The sequence below is a fragment of the Micromonospora narathiwatensis genome (assembly GCF_900089605.1).
GTDB lineage: Bacteria > Actinomycetota > Actinomycetes > Mycobacteriales > Micromonosporaceae > Micromonospora > Micromonospora narathiwatensis.
Genome location: NZ_LT594324.1, coordinates 853,368 through 870,878 on the forward strand (window position 1 = coordinate 853,368; position 17,511 = coordinate 870,878).

At 72.0% G+C, this 17,511-nt stretch carries 17 protein-coding genes; 13 read left to right on the forward strand and 4 right to left on the reverse strand.

Annotation, left to right across the window (positions count from 1 at the left end):
- Positions 1–118 precede the first annotated feature (118 nt).
- Both GA0070621_RS03880 and GA0070621_RS03885 read left to right on the forward strand, forming a co-directional pair.
- Positions 119–685: an adenine phosphoribosyltransferase gene (locus tag GA0070621_RS03880; RefSeq protein ID WP_091201970.1), complete on the forward strand. Its 567-nt coding sequence runs from the start codon at positions 119–121 to the stop codon at positions 683–685.
- Between the two features lie 280 nt (positions 686–965).
- Entirely contained in the window at positions 966–3,437 is a 2,472-nt protein-coding gene (locus GA0070621_RS03885) for a RelA/SpoT family protein (RefSeq protein WP_091191648.1), read from the forward strand.
- A gap of 67 nt (positions 3,438–3,504) precedes the next feature.
- Here the strand turns inward: GA0070621_RS03885 and GA0070621_RS03890 are convergent, their stop codons facing one another.
- Entirely contained in the window at positions 3,505–4,344 is an 840-nt protein-coding gene (locus GA0070621_RS03890; RefSeq protein ID WP_091201972.1) for a peptidylprolyl isomerase, read from the reverse strand.
- Positions 4,345–4,413: 69 nt separating this feature from the next.
- On the reverse strand, positions 4,414–5,265 hold the full coding sequence (locus GA0070621_RS03895; protein WP_091191649.1) for a peptidylprolyl isomerase: 852 nt from the start codon (positions 5,263–5,265) through the stop codon (positions 4,414–4,416).
- A 263-nt stretch (positions 5,266–5,528) separates the two neighbouring features.
- Here GA0070621_RS03895 and GA0070621_RS03900 point away from each other — a divergent pair, with 263 nt between their 5' ends.
- The 3 genes from GA0070621_RS03900 to GA0070621_RS03910 are packed head-to-tail and all read left to right on the forward strand — an operon-like array spanning position 5,529 to position 8,627.
- Positions 5,529–6,248, forward strand: coding sequence for an MBL fold metallo-hydrolase (locus tag GA0070621_RS03900; RefSeq protein WP_091191651.1), 720 nt, complete (start codon positions 5,529–5,531; stop codon positions 6,246–6,248).
- 51 nt (positions 6,249–6,299) lie between these two features.
- Positions 6,300–7,640, forward strand: a complete 1,341-nt coding sequence (gene hisS, locus GA0070621_RS03905; protein WP_091191652.1) for a histidine--tRNA ligase — start codon at positions 6,300–6,302, stop codon at positions 7,638–7,640.
- Positions 7,641–7,691: 51 nt separating this feature from the next.
- A complete protein-coding gene (locus tag GA0070621_RS03910) occupies positions 7,692–8,627 on the forward strand; it encodes an acyl-ACP desaturase (RefSeq protein ID WP_091191654.1) in 936 nt (311 codons plus the stop codon).
- Between the two features lie 179 nt (positions 8,628–8,806).
- Here GA0070621_RS03910 and GA0070621_RS03915 read toward each other — a convergent pair whose 3' ends face one another.
- Positions 8,807–9,316: a PaaI family thioesterase gene (locus tag GA0070621_RS03915; RefSeq protein ID WP_091191655.1), complete on the reverse strand. Its 510-nt coding sequence runs from the start codon at positions 9,314–9,316 to the stop codon at positions 8,807–8,809.
- A 56-nt stretch (positions 9,317–9,372) separates the two neighbouring features.
- Between GA0070621_RS03915 and GA0070621_RS03920 the strand changes: the two genes are divergently transcribed.
- The 6 genes from GA0070621_RS03920 to GA0070621_RS03945 all read left to right on the forward strand — a co-directional run bounded on the left by GA0070621_RS03920 (position 9,373) and on the right by GA0070621_RS03945 (position 16,067).
- Positions 9,373–9,846, forward strand: coding sequence for a winged helix-turn-helix transcriptional regulator (locus GA0070621_RS03920; RefSeq protein ID WP_091191657.1), 474 nt, complete (start codon positions 9,373–9,375; stop codon positions 9,844–9,846).
- Positions 9,847–10,060: 214 nt separating this feature from the next.
- A complete protein-coding gene (locus GA0070621_RS03925; RefSeq protein WP_091191658.1) occupies positions 10,061–11,119 on the forward strand; it encodes a S1 family peptidase in 1,059 nt (352 codons plus the stop codon).
- A gap of 231 nt (positions 11,120–11,350) precedes the next feature.
- Complete coding sequence (gene aspS / locus GA0070621_RS03930; RefSeq protein ID WP_091191660.1) at positions 11,351–13,156, forward strand: aspartate--tRNA ligase; 1,806 nt, start codon at positions 11,351–11,353, stop codon at positions 13,154–13,156.
- A 61-nt stretch (positions 13,157–13,217) separates the two neighbouring features.
- Entirely contained in the window at positions 13,218–14,030 is an 813-nt protein-coding gene (locus GA0070621_RS03935; protein ID WP_091191662.1) for a sugar nucleotide-binding protein, read from the forward strand.
- A gap of 85 nt (positions 14,031–14,115) precedes the next feature.
- Complete coding sequence (locus GA0070621_RS03940; RefSeq protein WP_091191664.1) at positions 14,116–14,736, forward strand: ArsR/SmtB family transcription factor; 621 nt, start codon at positions 14,116–14,118, stop codon at positions 14,734–14,736.
- Positions 14,733–16,067, forward strand: a complete 1,335-nt coding sequence (locus tag GA0070621_RS03945; protein WP_091191665.1) for an MFS transporter — start codon at positions 14,733–14,735, stop codon at positions 16,065–16,067. The genes GA0070621_RS03940 and GA0070621_RS03945 overlap by 4 nt, the downstream gene beginning before the upstream one ends.
- A 64-nt stretch (positions 16,068–16,131) precedes the next feature.
- Here GA0070621_RS03945 and GA0070621_RS03950 read toward each other — a convergent pair whose 3' ends face one another.
- Positions 16,132–16,599, reverse strand: a complete 468-nt coding sequence (locus tag GA0070621_RS03950; RefSeq protein WP_091191667.1) for a GNAT family N-acetyltransferase — start codon at positions 16,597–16,599, stop codon at positions 16,132–16,134.
- Positions 16,600–16,625: 26 nt separating this feature from the next.
- Here GA0070621_RS03950 and GA0070621_RS03955 point away from each other — a divergent pair, with 26 nt between their 5' ends.
- On the forward strand, positions 16,626–17,180 hold the full coding sequence (locus GA0070621_RS03955) for a GNAT family N-acetyltransferase (RefSeq protein WP_091191669.1): 555 nt from the start codon (positions 16,626–16,628) through the stop codon (positions 17,178–17,180).
- A gap of 94 nt (positions 17,181–17,274) precedes the next feature.
- Positions 17,275–17,472 carry a hypothetical protein gene (locus tag GA0070621_RS03960; RefSeq protein ID WP_091201974.1) on the forward strand — a complete coding sequence of 66 codons (198 nt, stop codon included), beginning with the start codon at positions 17,275–17,277 and terminating at the stop codon, positions 17,470–17,472.
- The last annotated feature ends 39 nt before the right edge of the window (positions 17,473–17,511 follow it).

The following is a 17,511-nucleotide window of genomic DNA, read 5'->3' on the forward strand; positions in this document are numbered from 1 at the left end:
CCGGGGAACTCCGACCTGACCGGGGAGACCCGGTAGGAATCGGCCGGACGGCGTCCGTCATGCTGTGCGAGCGGCATGACGGACGCCGTCGTCGTTTCGAAGGGACATGGGACGCACCGTGACGGAGACCCACACCACCGGCGTACGGGGAGACAGCGGCCCGGAGGTCGCCCAGCTGGTCGCCAGCCGGGTGCTGGACGTGCCGGACTTCCCGCAGCCCGGGGTCATGTTCAAGGACCTGATGCCGCTCTTCGCCGACGGTGCGGTGTTCCGTGAGGTGATAGACGGGATCATCGCGTACCACGGGCGGGACTCGTTCGACGCGGTGGCCGGCATCGAGGCGCGCGGGTTCGTGCTCGCCGCGGCCATCGCGTACGCCTCCGGGGTCGGGGTGGTGCCGGTGCGCAAGGCCGGCAAGCTGCCCCGCGCCACGCACGCCGCCTCCTACTCGCTGGAGTACGGCGAGGCGACCCTGGAGGTGCACCAGGACGCCTTCACCGCCGGTCACCGGGTGCTGGTGGTGGACGACGTGCTCGCCACCGGCGGCACCGCCGAGGCCACCCTCGACCTGGTGGAGCGGGCCGGCGGTACGGTCGCCGGCTTCACCGTCCTGCTGGAGCTGGGCTTCCTCGACGGGCGTGAGCGGCTCGCCCCGCGTCCGGTCCATGCACTGCTGACCGTTTGAGCCTTGGACCGGCCCGACGGGGTCCGTCCGGCGGAGGGGCGGCGTACCCTGCGTGCGGGTAGCATTGCCCTTTGCTGACCGGGCGGGCGACCGTCCGGCGGCGCGACCACCGGCCGGCGGCCGGCGCGGCGCGCGGGTGCGCCGGGACCGCGAGGTCCCCGGCGGGCCGGCGCGGTCCACGTCGACGGGCGGCCGGCGCGGAACAAGGCCGGCCCCCGGGCCGGTTGAACAGAACGTCGGCCGGACGGCCGGCGCATCCCGGCGAGCGGTGAGGAGGCCGGTGTCCCACGATGTCGCCCCTCCGGTGGAGGGCACGGTGCACCCGACAGGCGACGCGGACGGCTCGGCGACCGGGCAGAACGGCAACGTGCCGACCCGGGTGACCGGCTCCGACGGCGGGCCCGAGGCCAGGGCGGACGGCGGCGGGGCGGTCGTGGTGCCGCTGCGCGCCGACGGCGTGGGGGAGTCTCCCGCCGGCGGTGGCTTCGCCCTCTCCAACGCCCCGACCGGGCGTCGGGTACGCGCCCGGTTGGCCCGGTTCAACGCACCGTGGCAGACCTCCCAGGTCAGCGAGGTGCTGGAGCCGCTGATCGCCACCCACCGCGAGAACCACCCCAAGGCCGACGCCCGGCTGCTGCAGCGGGCGTTCGACACCGCCGCCCGCTGGCACTCGGGTCAGTACCGCAAGTCCGGTGACCCGTACATCACCCACCCCCTCGCGGTGGCGACCATCCTGGCCAACCTGGGGATGGACACCACCACGCTGGTCGCGGCGCTGCTGCACGACACGATCGAGGACACGGAATACACCCTCGACCAGATGCGCGCCGACTTCGGCGGCGAGGTGGCCCTGCTGGTCGACGGCGTGACCAAGCTCGACAAGGTCAAGCTCGGCGACGCGGCGAAGGCGGAGACCATCCGCAAGATGGTGGTCGCCATGGCCAAGGACCCGCGGGTCCTGGTGATCAAGCTGGCGGACCGGCTGCACAACATGCGTACCCTCACCTTCCTGCCCCGCCCCAAGCAGGAGCAGAAGGCCAAGGAGACGCTGGAGATCCTGGCGCCGCTGGCGCACCGCCTGGGTATGAACACCATCAAGTGGGAGCTGGAGGATCTCGCCTTCGGCACCCTCTTCCCGAAGCGGTTCGAGGAGATCAACCGGCTGATCGGGGAGCACCAGCCGCAGCGGGAGGCGCTGCTGCGCCAGGTGACCCAGAAGGTGTCGACCGACCTGAAGGCCGCCAAGATCAAGGCGGAGACCACCGGTCGGCCGAAGCACCTCTACTCGATCTACCAGAAGATGATCGTGCGGGGGCGCGACTTCAACGACATCTACGACCTGGTCGGGGTGCGGATCCTGGTCGACACGGTGCGGGACTGCTACGCGGCGCTGGGGGTCATCCACGCCAACTGGCAGCCGGTGCCGGGCCGGTTCAAGGACTACATCGCGATGCCCAAGTTCAACATGTACCAGTCGTTGCACACGACGGTCATCGGGCCCACCGGCAAGCCGGTCGAGATGCAGATCCGCACGTACGCCATGCACCGCACCGCCGAGTTCGGCATCGCCGCGCACTGGAAGTACAAGGAGCACAAGGGCACGCCGGTCGTCGGCCCGCCGGCGCACATCGACGAGATGACCTGGCTGCGCCAACTGCTGGACTGGCAGCGGGAGGCGGCCGACCCGAGCGAGTTCCTCGACGCGCTGCGCTTCGACCTGTCCAGCCAGGAGGTGTACGTCTTCACCCCGAAGGGTGACGTCATCCCGCTGCCGACCGGGTCGACGCCGGTGGACTTCGCGTACGCGGTGCACACCGAGGTCGGGCACAAGTGCATCGGCGCGCGGGTCAACGGCAAGCTGGTGCCCCTCGAATCGACGCTGTCCAACGGCGACGTGATCGAGATCTTCACCTCGAAGTCCGACACGGCCGGCCCGACGCAGGACTGGCTCGGGTTCGTCAAGAGCCCGCGCGCCCGCACCAAGATCCGCCAGTACTTCAACAAGGAGCGGCGCGAGGAGGCGATCGAGGCCGGCAAGGACTCGATCGTCAAGGCGATGCGCAAGCAGGGCATGCCGTTGCAGCGGATGCTCACCCCGGACGCGCTGATGGCGATCGCCCGGGATCTGCACCTGGCCGACGTCGCCTCGCTCTACGCGGCGGTCGGCGACAGCCAGGTCTCCGCCCAGTCGGTGGTGCAGAAGCTGATGGCCACGTACGGCGGCGAGGAGGGCGCGGCGGAGGACATCGCCGAGACCGCCGTCGCCACCCGGCCGCCGCGCAGTCGGGCGTCCAGCCACGACCCGGGTGTGGTCGTCCGGGGCGTCAGCGACGTCTGGATCAAACTGGCCCGCTGCTGCACGCCGGTGCCGCCGGACGCCGTCTTCGGTTTCGTCACCCGCTCCGGCGGGGTGAGCGTGCACCGGGACGACTGCGCCAACGCCGAGGATCTCAAGGCGCAGAGCGAACGGGTGGTCGAGGTGAGCTGGAAGCTCACCTCCGCGTCGACCTTCCTGGTCGCCATCCAGGTGGAGGCCCTCGACCGGCACAAGCTGCTGGCCGACGTCACCCGGGTGCTCTCCGACGAGCGGGTCAACATCCTCTCCGCCACCGTCACCACCACCCGGGACCGGGTGGCGGTGAGCCGGTTCAGCTTCGAGATGGCCGACCCGAAGCACCTCGGGCACCTGCTGGCCGCCGTCCGCAAGGTCGACGGCGTCTTCGACGCGTACCGGGTCACCTCGGGGGCCTGAGGCAGCACGCACGCGAAAGCGCCCGCCGGCTGGAGCCGGCGGGCGCTTTTCGTGTCCGTGGCGCGGGTCAGCCGCCCTGGATGTCGCTCATCGCCAGCTTGTTGATGACGACCTCCTTCTTCGGGTGCCCGCCCCCGGCCTGCTGGGCGTACGCGCCGTCGTCACCGGCCGCCGCGATCTGCTTCACCACGTCCATACCGCCGACGATGGTGCCCAGCACGGTGTAGTTCGGGTCGAGCTGGGAGTCGCCGTACACGATGAAGAACTGGCTGCCGGTGCTGCCGGGCTGGCCGGAGTTGGCCATCGCGATGACGCCCTCGGGGTACGGCGGGCGCTTGTCGGTGGGCAGGTTCTCCTCGGCCAGGTTGTAGCTCGGGCCGCCGGTGCCGTCGGTGTCCCGCCAGCCCTTGCCCGTCGCGCTCGGGTCACCGCACTGGAGCACCTTGATGCCCTCGGTGACCAGCCGGTGGCACTTGGTGTTGTCGAAGAAGCCCTTGCTGGCCAGGTGGGTGAAGCTGCCGGCGGTGCAGGGCACCTGGTCGCGGTTGATCTTCGCGGTGATCGGGCCGAGGTTGGTGTCGATCGTCATCGTCTGGCTGCCCTTGTTGTCCTGCTGGTTCGGCGGCAGCCCGACGTCCTTGATCTGTGCGGGGCGTCCCTCCTTGGGGACCTCGGTGTAGACGCACTGCGAGTAGCCCTCGGTGGCAGCGGTGTTCTGCTTGTCGTCGTCGCCACCGAGCGAGGTGACCAGCCACACCGTGCCGGCGACCACGAGCACCAGCACCGCCGCGGCACCGACGATGGCCTGCGTCTGCCGGCGCTTGCGGGCCTTGGCGGCGCGCTCGGTCATCTCCCGCTCGAGTCGGGCCCGCGCCGCCGCGCGCTGCCGCTCCCTGGTGGACGTCACGGTCACTCCTTACGGTGTTTCTCGGGCGCGGACGTTGCCGCTGCTGGGGTGTGTGTGGGGCGGTCGGGGTCAGCCGGCGCTGGGGCTCGCCGCCGGCGCGGCGCCTGGCTCGCCGACGGTGAGGCTCTGGATCACCACGTCCGTCTTCGGCTTGACCTTGGCCCCGTTCCCATTGTCCACGGTCTCCAGGGCGCCGATCTTCTCCACCACGTCGAGCCCGCCGGTGATCTTGCCGATGATCGGGTACTTCGGCGTGTCGGTCTTGAAGTCCTTGAAGAAGATCAGGAGCTGGCTGCCGTTGGACCCCGGCGGGTTGGCGACCATGGCGACCGTGCCCTTCGGGTACGCCGCGGGCTGCTCCGGCGCCGGCGAGGCGGACGGGCTCGCCTCCGGCGCGGTGGGCACGTTCTCGTCGTAGAACGAGTAGGTCGGGCCGCCGAGGCCGGTGCCGCTCGGGTCGCCGCAGTGCAGCGCGCCCTCGGTGGTGATCTCGTGGCACTTGGTGTTGTCGTAGAACGACTTGCCGGCCAGGTAGGAGATGCTCGCCGCCGCGCACGGCGCCGAGGCGACGTCCAACTCGGCGGTGATCGGGCCGCCCTGGTCGGTGGTGACCGTCATCGTCCGGGTGCCGTCGGTGGGCAGGCCGGTGGTGGGCGGGGTGCCGACGTCCTTGAGGTTGGTGTTGGCGCTCGCGTCCTGCGGGGTCCAGAGGCAGACGTCCTCGGCGGCCTTCGGCTCGGGCTTCGAGTCGAACGCGCCGAGCGCCCACGCCGAACCGACCACGATCAGCGCGAGCACCACGGCGGCGCCGACCCCGGCCTGGATCTGCCGGCGGCGCTTCGCGGCGGCGGCCCGCCGGGCGAGTTGCCGGTCGAGCTTGGCCCGCGCCAGTTTGCGCTGCCGGTCCCTGCTGGAAGCCACCCGTGCTCCCCTTCCTCTACCCTGGTCCTCGCCGGCGCCCGGCGCTGTCCGCCCCGTCGGTTTGCAGGTGCGCCACGCCACACGCCCGCCAGAGTGTACGGCCACCGGCTGGGAAAGTGGTGTACGAGGTTCGGTCCAAGATTTTTCGGACGTTCTCGCTGTGGACCGGTGAGGCCCCTGGGGCGTATGTGCCGGCGAAACCCGATGGTCCGGGCGACTAGGCTGCTGACGGGGACGACGACTCGAACGGAAGGGGAGCGGACGTGCTCGTGGCCGGCTTTCCCGCGGACGCCTTCGGCACCAACTGCTACGTGGTGGCGACCGCGCCGGGGGAGCAGTGCGTGGTGGTCGACCCCGGGATCGGGGTGCTGGACCGGCTCGACGCCGTGCTCGCCGAGCACCGCCTGCACCCGGCCGCCGTGCTGCTCACCCACGGCCACCTCGACCACACCTTCTCCGTGGCCCCGGTCTGCGGCGCGCGCGGCATCCCCGCGTACGTCCACCCGGACGACCGGGAGCTGCTCGCCGACCCGGCCAAGGCGCTCTCGATGGATCTCACCCAGCTCTTCGGCGGTCGCCTGCCGTACACCGAGCCGGACGACGTGGCCGAGCTGACCGACGGCGCGACGCTGTCCCTCGCCGGCCTGGAGATCACCGTCGACCACGCCCCCGGCCATACCGGCGGGTCGGTGCTGTTCCGGATGCCCGGCGCCGGCTCGCCCTGGGAGGCCGAGCAGATCTGCCTCTCCGGTGACGTGCTCTTCGCCGGCTCGATCGGCCGCACCGACCTGCCGGGCGGCAGCATGCCCCGCATGCTGACCAGCCTCCGGGAGAAGGTCCTCCCGCTGGCCGACGACACCGTCGTCCTGCCCGGCCACGGCCCCGCGACCACCATCGGCCGCGAGCGCGCGACCAACCCGTACCTCGTCGAGGTGGCGGGGACCGGCGGCGCGCGCCCGGCCGCGCCCACCCGCGGCCTGTAGCGCCGCCTTTCGACCTTCCCGCGCCGCGAGCGCGGGTCTTGAAGGAGCGTCATGAGTAAGCCCACGCCCATTTCTGGATTTCCGGAGTGGAACCCGCCGCAGCGGATGATCGAGCAGTTTGTGCTCGATCGAATTCGCGCCACCTTCGAGCTGTACGGCTTCGCCCCCCTGGAGACCCGTTCGGTCGAGCCGCTGGACCAGCTGCTGCGGAAGGGGGATACCGCAAAGGAGGTCTACGTGCTGCGCCGGCTCCAGGCCGACCCGGCGGGCGCGACCGGCGACGACGCGCTCGGCCTGCACTTCGACCTGACCGTGCCGTTCGCCCGTTACGTGCTGGAGAACGCCGGCAAGCTGCAGTTCCCGTTCCGCCGCTACCAGATCCAGAAGGTGTGGCGGGGTGAGCGCCCGCAGGAGGGGCGCTACCGCGAGTTCCTCCAGGCCGACATCGACATCGTCGACCGGGACACCCTGCCGGCCCACTACGAGGCCGAGATGCCGCTGGTGATCGGGGACGCGCTGCGCTCGCTGCCGATCCCGCCGGTGCGGATCCAGGTCAACAACCGCAAGATCTGCGAGGGCTTCTACCGGGGGGTCGGGCTGACCGACCCGGAGGCGGCGCTGCGCGCGGTCGACAAGCTCGACAAGATCGGCCCGGCGAGGGTGGCCGAGCTGCTGGCGGAGACCGCCGGGGCGAGCGAGGCGCAGGCCAAGGCGTGCCTGGCGCTGGCCGAGATCTCCGCGCCGGACGCCTCCTTCGCCGACGCGGTGCGCGCCCTCGGGGTGACCGATCCGCTGCTCGACGAGGGCATCGCGGAGCTGGTCACGGTGGTGGAGACCGCCGCCGCGCACTCGCCCGGCCTCTGCGTCGCCGACCTGCGTATCGCCCGTGGCCTGGACTACTACACCGGCACGGTGTACGAGACGCAGATGATCGGGTACGAGCGGTTCGGCTCGGTCTGCTCCGGCGGCCGGTACGACAACCTGGCCAGTTCGGGCAACGTCCGGTTCCCCGGCGTGGGCATCTCGATCGGGGTGACCCGACTGCTCGGCCTGCTCTTCGGCACCGAGGCGCTGTCGGTGTCCCGTAGCGTGCCGACCTGTGTGCTGGTGGCCGTCAACAGCGAGGACGAGCGGCCGGCGAGCAACAGGGTCGCCGAGGCGCTGCGCTCCCGGGGCGTACCCACCGAGGTGTCGCCGAGCGCGGCCAAGTTCGGCAAGCAGATCCGGTACGCCGAGCGGCGCGGCATCCCGTACGTCTGGTTCCCGGGTGCCGAGGGCGACGAGGTGAAGGACATCCGCTCGGGCGAGCAGGTGGCCGCCGTGGCGGGCGAGTGGATGCCGGCCCGGGCCGACCTGACGCCGCTGGTGGGTCCCGCTCCGACTGGCGCTTGACGACGATTCGACCTACGGTGGCGTAACTTACGCCACCGTAGGGAGAACCTTGTGACCGTGCTCAGCCAGACCGCCCTTCTCCTCGAACTCGAACCCGTGGTCGAGAAGAACCTCGACCGGCACCTTTCGCTGGCGAAGGAGTGGTTCCCGCACGAGTACGTGCCGTGGAGCGAGGGGCGTACCTTCGACGGCCCGCTCGGCGGGGAGCCGTGGACGGAGGCGGACACGAAGCTGCCCGAGGTGGCCCGCACCGCGCTGATCGTCAACCTGCTCACCGAGGACAACCTCCCCTCGTACCACCACGAGATCGCCACGCTCTTCGGCCGGGACGGCGCGTGGGGCACCTGGGTGCACCGGTGGACCGCCGAGGAGGGGCGGCACGGCACCGCGATCCGGGACTACCTGACCGTGACCCGGGCGGTCGACCCGGTGGCGCTGGAGCGGGCCCGGATGGTGCACATGTCGGCGGGTTACCACAACACCCACGGCGACGAGGTGCTGCACTCGCTGGCGTACGTCTCGTTCCAGGAACTGGCCACCCGGATCTCGCACCGCAACACCGGCCGGGCCGCCGGAGACCCGATCTGCGACGCGCTGCTGGCCCGGGTGGCGGCCGACGAGAACCTGCACATGGTCTTCTACCGCAACCTGCTCGGCGCGGCCTTCGAGCTGGCGCCGAGCCAGGCCATGCGCGCGGTCGCCGACGTGCTGGCCGACTTCCAGATGCCGGGCGTCGGCATCGAGGGCTTCGCCCGCAAGTCGGTGGCCATCGCCCTGGCCGGCATCTACGACCTGCGCCTCCACCGGGACGAGGTGGTCGTCCCGGTGCTGCGCCAGTGGAACCTCTTCGAGGCGACCGGCCTGAACGCCGACGGCGAACGCGCCCGCGACCAGATCGCCGCCCACCTGGACACCCTGGAGACGCACGCCACCCGCTTCGAAGAGAAGCGCGCCGCCCGAGCCGCCCGCCTCACCCCCACCCCCTAACCACCCCCCGTCCCCACCCCACCCCGGCGATCTTGCACTTTCTGCCTGGGCAAAAGCCGCGAAGGCCGCTTCCCGCAGACCGAAACTGCAAGATCGCGGGGGAGGGGGGAGGGGGGAGGGGGGAGGGGGGGAGGGGGGAGGGGGGAGGGGGGAGGGGGGAGGGGTGGGGAGGGGTGGGGTTAGGTCGGGGGGTTGAGGGGGAGGAGGAGGCAGGAGGAGGTGGCGTGGGCGGTTAGGCGGTTCTTCGCGTCGGTCAGGCGGGCCTCGGCGAGGGCGGTGCGGCGGCCGCGCTGGAGCACCGTGCCCTCGCAGCGCAGTCGGCCGCTCTCGACGGTCACCGGCCGGAGGAACTTCACGTTCAGGTCCAGCGAGGTGTAGCCGACGCCGGCCGGCAGCGTGCTGTGGACGGCGCAGCCGGCGGCGGTGTCGAGCAGCGTGGAGATGATCCCGCCGTGCACCGTGCCGAGCGGGTTGTAGTGGAACTCCTGCGGCACCAGCTCGACCGTGACGCGGCCCTCCTCGGCCTCCAGCCGGGCCATGTCGATCAGGTGCATGACCGGCGGCGCGGCCAGCTCCCCGGCCATCATCGCGCGCAGCAGCTCCAGGCCGCTGCGCCGACCGATGTGCGCGGCCCCGGCCAGCGGGTCGGACCAGGAGAAGGTGCGGCTACGGTCCTGCGTCTGTGTCATGGACCCAGGCTCGCAGCGCGTTGCTGAGTCTGTCAATCAGACCTAGCCTGGTCGGCATGAGACCCGCGGCACTGGACTGGTCGGTGGAGAACTGCACCATCGCCCGCGCAATGGCGATCCTCGGCGAGCGGTGGACCCTGGTCGTGCTCCGCGAGGTCTTCAACGGCGTACGCCGCTTCGACGACATGCGGGTGCGCACCGGAATCCCCCGGCAGGTGCTCACCGGCCGGCTCGCCATGCTGGTCGAGCAGGGCGTGCTGCGCCGGGAGCCGTACCGGGAGCCGGGCAGCCGGCTGCGGCACGAGTACCGGCTCACCGACAAGGGGCTCGATCTGTGGCCGGTGCTGGTGGCGGTGCTCGGCTGGGGCGACCGCTACCTGGCCGATCCGGACGGCTCGCCGCTGACGGTCGCCCACCGGGACTGCGGGGCCGAGGTCCGGGTCGCGCTGCGCTGCGCCGAGGGGCACGAGGTCACCGAACCGCGCGACCTGCTGCCCCGGCCGGGCCCGGGTGCGCGCCGCCGGAGCTGACCCGTACGGGACGCGCATAGATGACGCTCTGTGTCCATAATGTTGCGTACTGATTGCTTTTCGAGCGGGCCCAATCCGGGCAAAAGTGCCGCTTGCTTATGATCTTAAATGTGTGAATACTTTGGTCACTCGGCCGGCTCCCCCAGGTCGGCCGGTTGTCCTCGGGCGGCCTCCGTGTGACGCCGCCCGTCACCCCCTCCTTGGAGGTTGTTACATGCGACCCACGAGGTCCTCGCTCCGCCGTGCCGCCGTCATCGCCGTGGCCGGCGCCCTGGTCACGGGCTCGCTCCTCGGCGTACCCGCCCAGGCGGCCCCTGCCTCGCCCGCCTCCCCCGACGCCGCGGCCGACCTGGCCACCAAGCTCGGCGACCGCGCCGCCGGCGCGTACGCCGACAGCAACGGCAAGATGATCGTCGCGGTGACCGACGCCGCGGCCGCGCGCCAGGTCCGCGCCGCCGGCGCCACCCCGAAGCTCGTCACCCGCGGCGCCGACAAGCTGAAGGCGGCCACCGACGAGCTGGAGCGGTCCGCCAAGATCCCGGGCACCGCCTGGTGGGTCGACGCGACCACCAACCAGGTCGTGGTCTCCGTCGACAGCACCATCACCGGCGCCAAGCTGGAGCGGGTCAAGGCCGCCGCCGCCCGTACCGGCGGCACGGTCCGGATCGAGGCCGAGGCCGGCGTGCTGAGCACCCGCATCTCCGGCGGCAACGCCATCTACGCCGCTGGTGGCGGTCGCTGCTCGCTCGGCTTCAACGTGCGCAGCAGCTCCGGCGTCTACTACTTCCTCACCGCCGGGCACTGCACCAACATCGCCTCCAACTGGTACAGCAACTCTTCGCAGACCTCGCTGCTCGGCACCCGTGCCGGCACCTACTTCCCGGGCCGGGACTACGGCATCGTGAAGTACAGCAACCAGAGCACCGTCCAGCCGGGCAACGTCTACCTGTACAACGGCAGCTACCAGGACATCACCGCCGCCGGCAACGCGTACGTCGGCCAGACCGTCTACCGCTCCGGCAGCACCACCGGCCTGCGCAGCGGCTCGGTCACCGCGCTCAATGCCACGGTCAACTACGCCGAGGGCAGCGTCTCCGGCCTGATCCGCACCACCGTCTGCGCCGAGCCGGGCGACAGCGGCGGCTCCCTCTTCGCCGGCACCACCGCGCTCGGCCTGACCTCGGGCGGCAGCGGCAACTGCTCCAGCGGTGGCACCACCTACTTCCAGCCGGTCACCACCGCGCTGAGCGCCTACGGCGTGAGCGTCTACTGATCGACCCCCACGAGCGGGCCGCCGGGCGACCGGCGGCCCGCTCCGCGTACGGGGACCGGCTGGCGGTGCTGTCCGAGGCGGACGAGACCCGGCGGCGGCGCAGGTGAGACCGCCTGGAACAGCCCGGACGCGGGAGGCGGGCGGCCCGGGGTTGCCGGGTGGTGCGGGACGCCCCCCGACAAGCTGACAGAATGCGGGGGCAGACCGTTCAGCGATGAGGAGACGCAAGTCGTGATCCGTACCCATGACGCCGGCAGCCTGCGCGCGACGGACGCCGGCACCACGGTGACGCTCGCCGGGTGGGTGGCCCGCCGGCGCGACCACGGCGGCGTCATCTTCGTCGACCTGCGCGACGGCTCGGGTGTGGCCCAGGTGGTCTTCCGCGAGGAGGACGCGCACGCGCTGCGCAACGAGTTCTGCGTGAAGGTCACCGGCGAGGTGACCCGCCGCCCCGAGGGCAACGAGAACCCGGACCTGCCCACCGGCGAGGTCGAGGTCACCGCGAGCGCGCTGGAGGTGCTCTCCGAGGCGGCGCCGCTGCCGCTGCCGGTGGACGACCAGATCGAGGCCGGCGACGACATCCGGCTCAAGTACCGCTACCTGGACCTGCGCCGCAGTGGCCCGGCGAAGGCGCTGCGGCTGCGCTCGCGGGCCAACCAGATCGCCCGGAAGGTGCTGCACGAGCGGGACTTCCTGGAGATCGAGACCCCCACCCTGACCCGCTCCACCCCGGAGGGCGCCCGCGACTTCCTGGTGCCGGTGCGGCTCCAGCCGGGCAGCTGGTACGCGCTGCCGCAGTCGCCGCAGCTGTTCAAGCAGCTGCTCATGGTCGGTGGCATGGAGCGGTACTACCAGATCGCCCGCTGCTACCGGGACGAGGACTTCCGCGCCGACCGGCAGCCCGAGTTCACCCAGCTCGACATCGAGATGTCCTTCGTCGCCGAGGACGACGTCATCGAACTCGGCGAGTCGATCGTCTCGGCGCTCTGGGCGGACCTGGCCGGCTACCGGATCCCCCGGCCGATCCCGCGGATCACCTGGCACGACGCCATGTCGCGGTACGGCTCGGACAAGCCGGACCTGCGCTACGGCGTCGAGCTGACCGAGCTGACCGACTACCTGCGCGGCACCGAGTTCCGGGTGTTCGCCGGCGCGATCGACGCGGGCGGCTACGTCGGCGCGGTGGTGATGCCGGGCGGCGCGGCGCAGAGCCGCAAGGAGCTGGACGGCTGGCAGGACTGGGCCAAGGCGCGCGGCGCGCGGGGCCTGGCGTACGTGGTGCTCGACGCGGAGACCGGCGAGGCACGCGGCCCGGTGGCCAAGAACCTCTCCGAGGCGCACCTGGCCGGCCTGGCCGACGCCGCCGGCGCCAAGCCCGGCGACGCGATCTTCTTCGCCGCCAGCAGCGACACCCGGGAGGCGCAGGAACTGCTCGGCGCGGCCCGGATCGAGATCGCCAAGCGGGCCAACCTGATCGACGAGAGCGCCTGGGCGTTCTGCTGGGTGGTCGACGCGCCGATGTTCGAGAAGACGGACGATGGCGGCTGGACGGCGGTGCACCACCCGTTCACCTCGCCGAACTCGGAGTGGGTGGACCGGTTCGAGGAGGCGCCGGACCGCGCCCTGGCCTACGCGTACGACATCGTGTGCAACGGCAACGAGATCGGCGGCGGCTCCATCCGTATCCACCGGGGCGACGTGCAGCAGCGGGTCTTCGAGCTGCTCGGCATCACCCCGGAGGAGGCGCAGGACAAGTTCGGCTTCCTGCTGGAGGCGTTCAAGTACGGCCCGCCGCCGCACGGCGGCATCGCCTTCGGCTGGGACCGGATCTGCATGCTGCTCGCCGGCGCGGACTCGATCCGCGAGGTCATCGCGTTCCCGAAGACCCGGGGCGGGTTCGACCCGCTGACCGGCGCACCGACGCCGATCACCGGGCAGCAGCGCGCCGAGGCGGGCGTCGACGCCAAGCCGAAGGCGCCGACCGGGCCGCACGCCGGCACCGCCGGCCCGGCCGCGCCGGTCGCCGACCCGACCTGATCCTGATTTGATGAAAGGCCCGCGTCACGATGGCGCGGGCCTTTCCCTTTCCGGAGGACGCATGACGCTGCTGGTGGTGGGGGCGAGCGGGTTTCTCGGCGCCGAGGTCTGCCGGCAGGCGGTCGCGGCGGGCGGTCGGGTCGTCGGCACGTACCACTCGGCGGCCGTCACGGTCCCCGGGGTCGCGCCACGCCGGCTCGACGTCACCGACCGCGCCGCCGTGCGCGCGCTGCTGACCGAGGTACGCCCCGACGCCGTGATCAGCACCCCGTACCGGTTCGACGACTGGACGGTCACCGCCGACGGCGCGGCCCACGTCGCGTACGCCGCCGCCGAGGTGGGGGCGCGGCTGGTGCACCTGTCCAGCGACGCGCTGCACGGCGGGCGGCCGGCACCCTATCTCGATGACGAGGTCCCCACCCCGATCTATGCGTACGGGGCGGCGAAGGCGGCAGCGGAGACCTCGGTCCGGGCAATCGACCCGGGCGCGGTACTGGTGCGGACCTCGCTGATCGTGGGGGAGGGCAGCAAACAGATCGCGCTCTGCCACGACGCGCTCGCCGGCCGGGCGACCCTGTTCAGCGACGAGCTTCGCTGCCCGATCGACGTGTCGGAGCTGGCCGCTGCCGTGCTGGAACTGGTGCCCGCCGACTACGCCGGCCCGCTCAACGTGGCCGGGCCGGACCCGGTGAGCCGCGCCGAGCTGGGTCTCCTGGTCGCCCGGCAGTCCGGGCTCGACCCGGCTGGACTGAAGACCACGACCGCCGTCGCCGCCGGGGTGCAGCGCCCCGCCGAGGTACGCCTCGACTCCTCCCGCGCCGCCGGCCTGCTGCGTACCCGGCTGCGCGGGGTCACCGAACTCCTCGCTCCCTGAGCCTCGCCGCGTCGACGGTCGGATCATGCACACTTCCTATGCACAACTCTTGTGCATAGGAAGTGTGCACAGATATTGTGCATCCATGGGGAACGACGAAAGATCCACGCCGCGCGCCGTGCGGCTCTCTCACCAGCAGGTGCGCGTCCTGGCGCACCCCCTGCGCACGCGGCTGCTCGGCGCGCTGCGGGTCAAGGGGCCGGCGACCGCCACCAAGCTCGCCGAACTGCTCGGCACCAACACCGGAGCGACCAGCTATCACCTGCGCCAGCTCGCCGAGGTCGGCCTCGTCACGGAGGACCCGGACCTCGGCACCGGCCGGCAACGCTGGTGGCGGGCCGGGCACGACGTCACCAACTGGGAGAACACCGACTTCGACGACGACCCGGACGCCCGTGCCGCGATCGACTGGATCCAGGGAAACCAGGTCCGGCACTTCGTCGAGCATGCCGAGAAGTGGTTCGCCGTCCAGCACGAGTGGTCGCCCACCTGGCGGAACGCCTTCGGGATGGGCGACATCTTCATGACCATCCCGTCGACCCGACTCGATGCGCTCAAGGCCGAGGTTTGGCAGATCCTCGACCGCTACCGCAGCGAGGCCGATCCCGACGAGCCCGGCGCGGAGCAGGTGCAGATATTCCTCGCCACCCTGCCGCTGCTGGCGGACCTGCGGCTCGCCATGCCGCTGCCCGAGGAGGAGCGATGAGCGCCCTGTCCGTACGCCAGGTCCGGTTCCGCTACCTCACCCTCTACGGCCTGCGCTGGCTGCCCAGCGGCCTGATGATGCCGGTGATGATCCTGCTGATGCAGGAGCGCGGCCTCTCGCTGTCCCAGATCGGCCTGGTCGCTACCGCGCAGGGCCTGGTCGTCCTCGCGTTGGAACTGCCCACCGGTGGCTTCGCCGACGCGCTCGGCCGCAAGCCGGTCCTCGCCGCCGCCTGGGTGATCGGCCTGATCTCGCTGGTCATCTTCGCGGTGGCCGACTCGTTCTGGCTCTTCTTCCTGGTCTGGGCGTTGCAGGGCGTCTACCGGGCGCTTGACAGCGGCCCCCTGGAGTCCTGGTACGTCGACGCCACCCTCGCCGCCGACCCCGACGCCGAGTACGAGCGCGGTCTCGGCCACGCCGGCACCGTCATCGGGCTCGCGATCGGCGCCGGCGCGCTGCTCGGCGGCGGTCTGGTCGCGCTCGGCCCGGTCGGGCCGGTCAGCGCGCTGACCCTGCCCGTGCTGGTGGCCATCGTCCTGCACGTCGTCTCGCTGGTCGCCCTGTTCGTGCTGCTGGCCGAGACCCGACCGGCCACCGGGGCCGCGGCGCTGCGCGCCTCGGTGGTCGAGGCGCCCCGGATGGTCGGACAGGCGATCGGCCTGCTGCGCCGCTCGCGGGTGCTGCTCGCCCTGGTCGCCGTCGAGCTGTTCTGGGGCTTCGGCATGGTCACCTTCGAGTCGCTGTTGCCGATCCGCCTCTCCGAGGTGGTCGGGAACGCCGACCGGGCGGCGGCGCTGCTCGGCCCGGCCGGCTCGGCGGCCTGGCTGGCCAACGCGGCCGGCGCCGCGCTCACCCCGTTGCTGCTGCGCCGGCTGGGCGCCGCGCCCGCCGCCGCGCTCCTGCGGGTGCTCCAGGGCGTGACCGTGGTCGGCATGGGCCTGCTGGCCGGCCCGGTCGGCGTGCTCGTCGCCTACCTGGCCTGCTACACCGTGCACGGCGCGTCCAACCCGCTGCACATGGGGCTGCTGCACCGGCAGGTCGACGGGCCGTACCGGACCAGTGTCATCTCGCTCAACTCGATGATGGGGCAACCGGCGGGCGCGCTCGGCGCGCTGGTGCTCACCACGCTGGCCGACCGCAGCAGCGTCAGCCTCGCCATGCTGGTCGGCGGGGTGGTGCTCGCGCTGGCCGCGCCGCTCTACCTGCCGGCCTGGCGCGCCGCCCGGAACGCCGCGCCCGCCGGTCAGCCGTCGCAGGTCGACCAGCCGGAGTCCGGTGACCGCGCCGCTGCGCCGGCTGACCTCGACGCCGCGCCGGCTCAGGCGCGCTGAGGGCGGACCTGCCAGGAGGGCCACTGCCATGCGAAATGCGTCGACAAGGGCTCCCTCCACTCCCTCAGCCGAGATGGACCGAGGTGCGGGGTTCGGTGTCGGTGTAGCCGAGCCGGCGGTAGAGCCGGATCGCCCCGACGTTGTCGGTGTAGACGCCGAGCGCCACGTGGTCGTACCGGGCGAAGAGGGCGCGGGTCATTCCGGCGGTGAGCGCCGCGCCGAGGCCCCGCCCACGCCGGTCGGTCGCCACGGTGAGACCGGCGAGGAAGCCGACGTCGCCCCGGCTGCGGTCCGCCCCGCAGGCGACGAGGCGGTCGCCGTCGTGGATGCCGTACCAGTCGACGATCCGCGGGTCGCCGGGACGGGAGGTGGTGGTCGGGAAGGACTCTGGGAGCAACCAGCCCACCGCCCCGTCCCGTCGCCACCCGTGCGCGTCGTGGTCCCGCCACAGCGCGTGCCGGGCGTACGGGTGGTGACCGGTGGCGGCGAGCAGGGTGTCCCGCCCCGCCAGGACCTGGTCGGCAGTGATCATGCGACCAGCCTACGAGAGGAGAACTCGTGAGCCCGATCCGATCCGTACGCCCGGCACACCTGTCCGGCCCGCGCTGCCTGCTGCGCGAGTGGGTGGACTCCGACGCGGAGGCGCTGCACGCGCTGACCAACGAGCCGCAGGTCGCCGACCGTATGTTGGACGAACATCCGCCCTCGCCGGCCGAGGTCCGCGCCGTCCTGCCGGCCTGGCGGGACGCGGCCGGCGGCGAGCCGCGGCTGGCGTACCACCTGGCCGCGGTCGCGCGGGACCGGCTGGTGGGCCTGGGCACGCTGACCGTGACGAGCCCGGAGCACCGGCGTGGGGAGATCGGCTACGTGGTCCACCCGGGGCACTGGGGGCAGGGCCTCGGCACCGAGGTGGCCGGCCTGCTGCTGCGCCTCGCCTTCGAACAGGTGGGCCTGCACCGGGTGGAGGCGACCACCCGACCGGACCACCCCGCCTCGTGGCGGGTGCTGGAGAAGGTCGGGATGCGGCGGGAAGGGCTCAGCCGCGACCACCTCTTCGTCCGGGGACGCTGGTGGGACTCGGTGCGATACGCCGTACTCGCCACCGACCGGTGACGACGCCGGCCGGTTCCACCGTGGAGATTGACGAGCGGACCGATCGGGTACATCCGTCGCCGACCCTGCTGGGACCCCCACCGGAGGAGTGACCATGTTCGCCACGCTCGCGGCCATCGTGTTCGGCTTCGCGCTGCTGCTCGACTTCCTGAACACCAACCTCGGCGCCCCCGACCTGTTCAACGTGCACACTCTCATGCTCATCGGCCTCCTGCTGCTCGCCCTGCACCTGGCCGGATTCGGCAGCGGCCGGGGCCGCTGGTACCGGGGCCGGCGCCCGGGTCGTGGCTGACCGGAACGGATCATCGCGGGCCGAGCCGCGGCGCGATTC

What these genes read in the sequence shown, in the direction of transcription:
- GA0070621_RS03915 (WP_091191655.1), bottom strand. Translation starts at nt 9,316, where the DNA reads ATGACACAGACGCAGGACCGTAGCCGCACCTTCTCCTGGTCCGACCCG.
- GA0070621_RS03935 (WP_091191662.1), top strand. Translation starts at nt 13,218, where the DNA reads ATGACGCTGCTGGTGGTGGGGGCGAGCGGGTTTCTCGGCGCCGAGGTC.
- GA0070621_RS03960 (WP_091201974.1), top strand. Translation starts at nt 17,275, where the DNA reads ATGTTCGCCACGCTCGCGGCCATCGTGTTCGGCTTCGCGCTGCTGCTC.
- GA0070621_RS03945 (WP_091191665.1), top strand. Translation starts at nt 14,733, where the DNA reads ATGAGCGCCCTGTCCGTACGCCAGGTCCGGTTCCGCTACCTCACCCTC.
- GA0070621_RS03920 (WP_091191657.1), top strand. Translation starts at nt 9,373, where the DNA reads ATGAGACCCGCGGCACTGGACTGGTCGGTGGAGAACTGCACCATCGCC.
- GA0070621_RS03925 (WP_091191658.1), top strand. Translation starts at nt 10,061, where the DNA reads ATGCGACCCACGAGGTCCTCGCTCCGCCGTGCCGCCGTCATCGCCGTG.
- GA0070621_RS03940 (WP_091191664.1), top strand. Translation starts at nt 14,116, where the DNA reads ATGGGGAACGACGAAAGATCCACGCCGCGCGCCGTGCGGCTCTCTCAC.
- GA0070621_RS03950 (WP_091191667.1), bottom strand. Translation starts at nt 16,599, where the DNA reads ATGATCACTGCCGACCAGGTCCTGGCGGGGCGGGACACCCTGCTCGCC.
- hisS (WP_091191652.1), top strand. Translation starts at nt 6,300, where the DNA reads ATGAGTAAGCCCACGCCCATTTCTGGATTTCCGGAGTGGAACCCGCCG.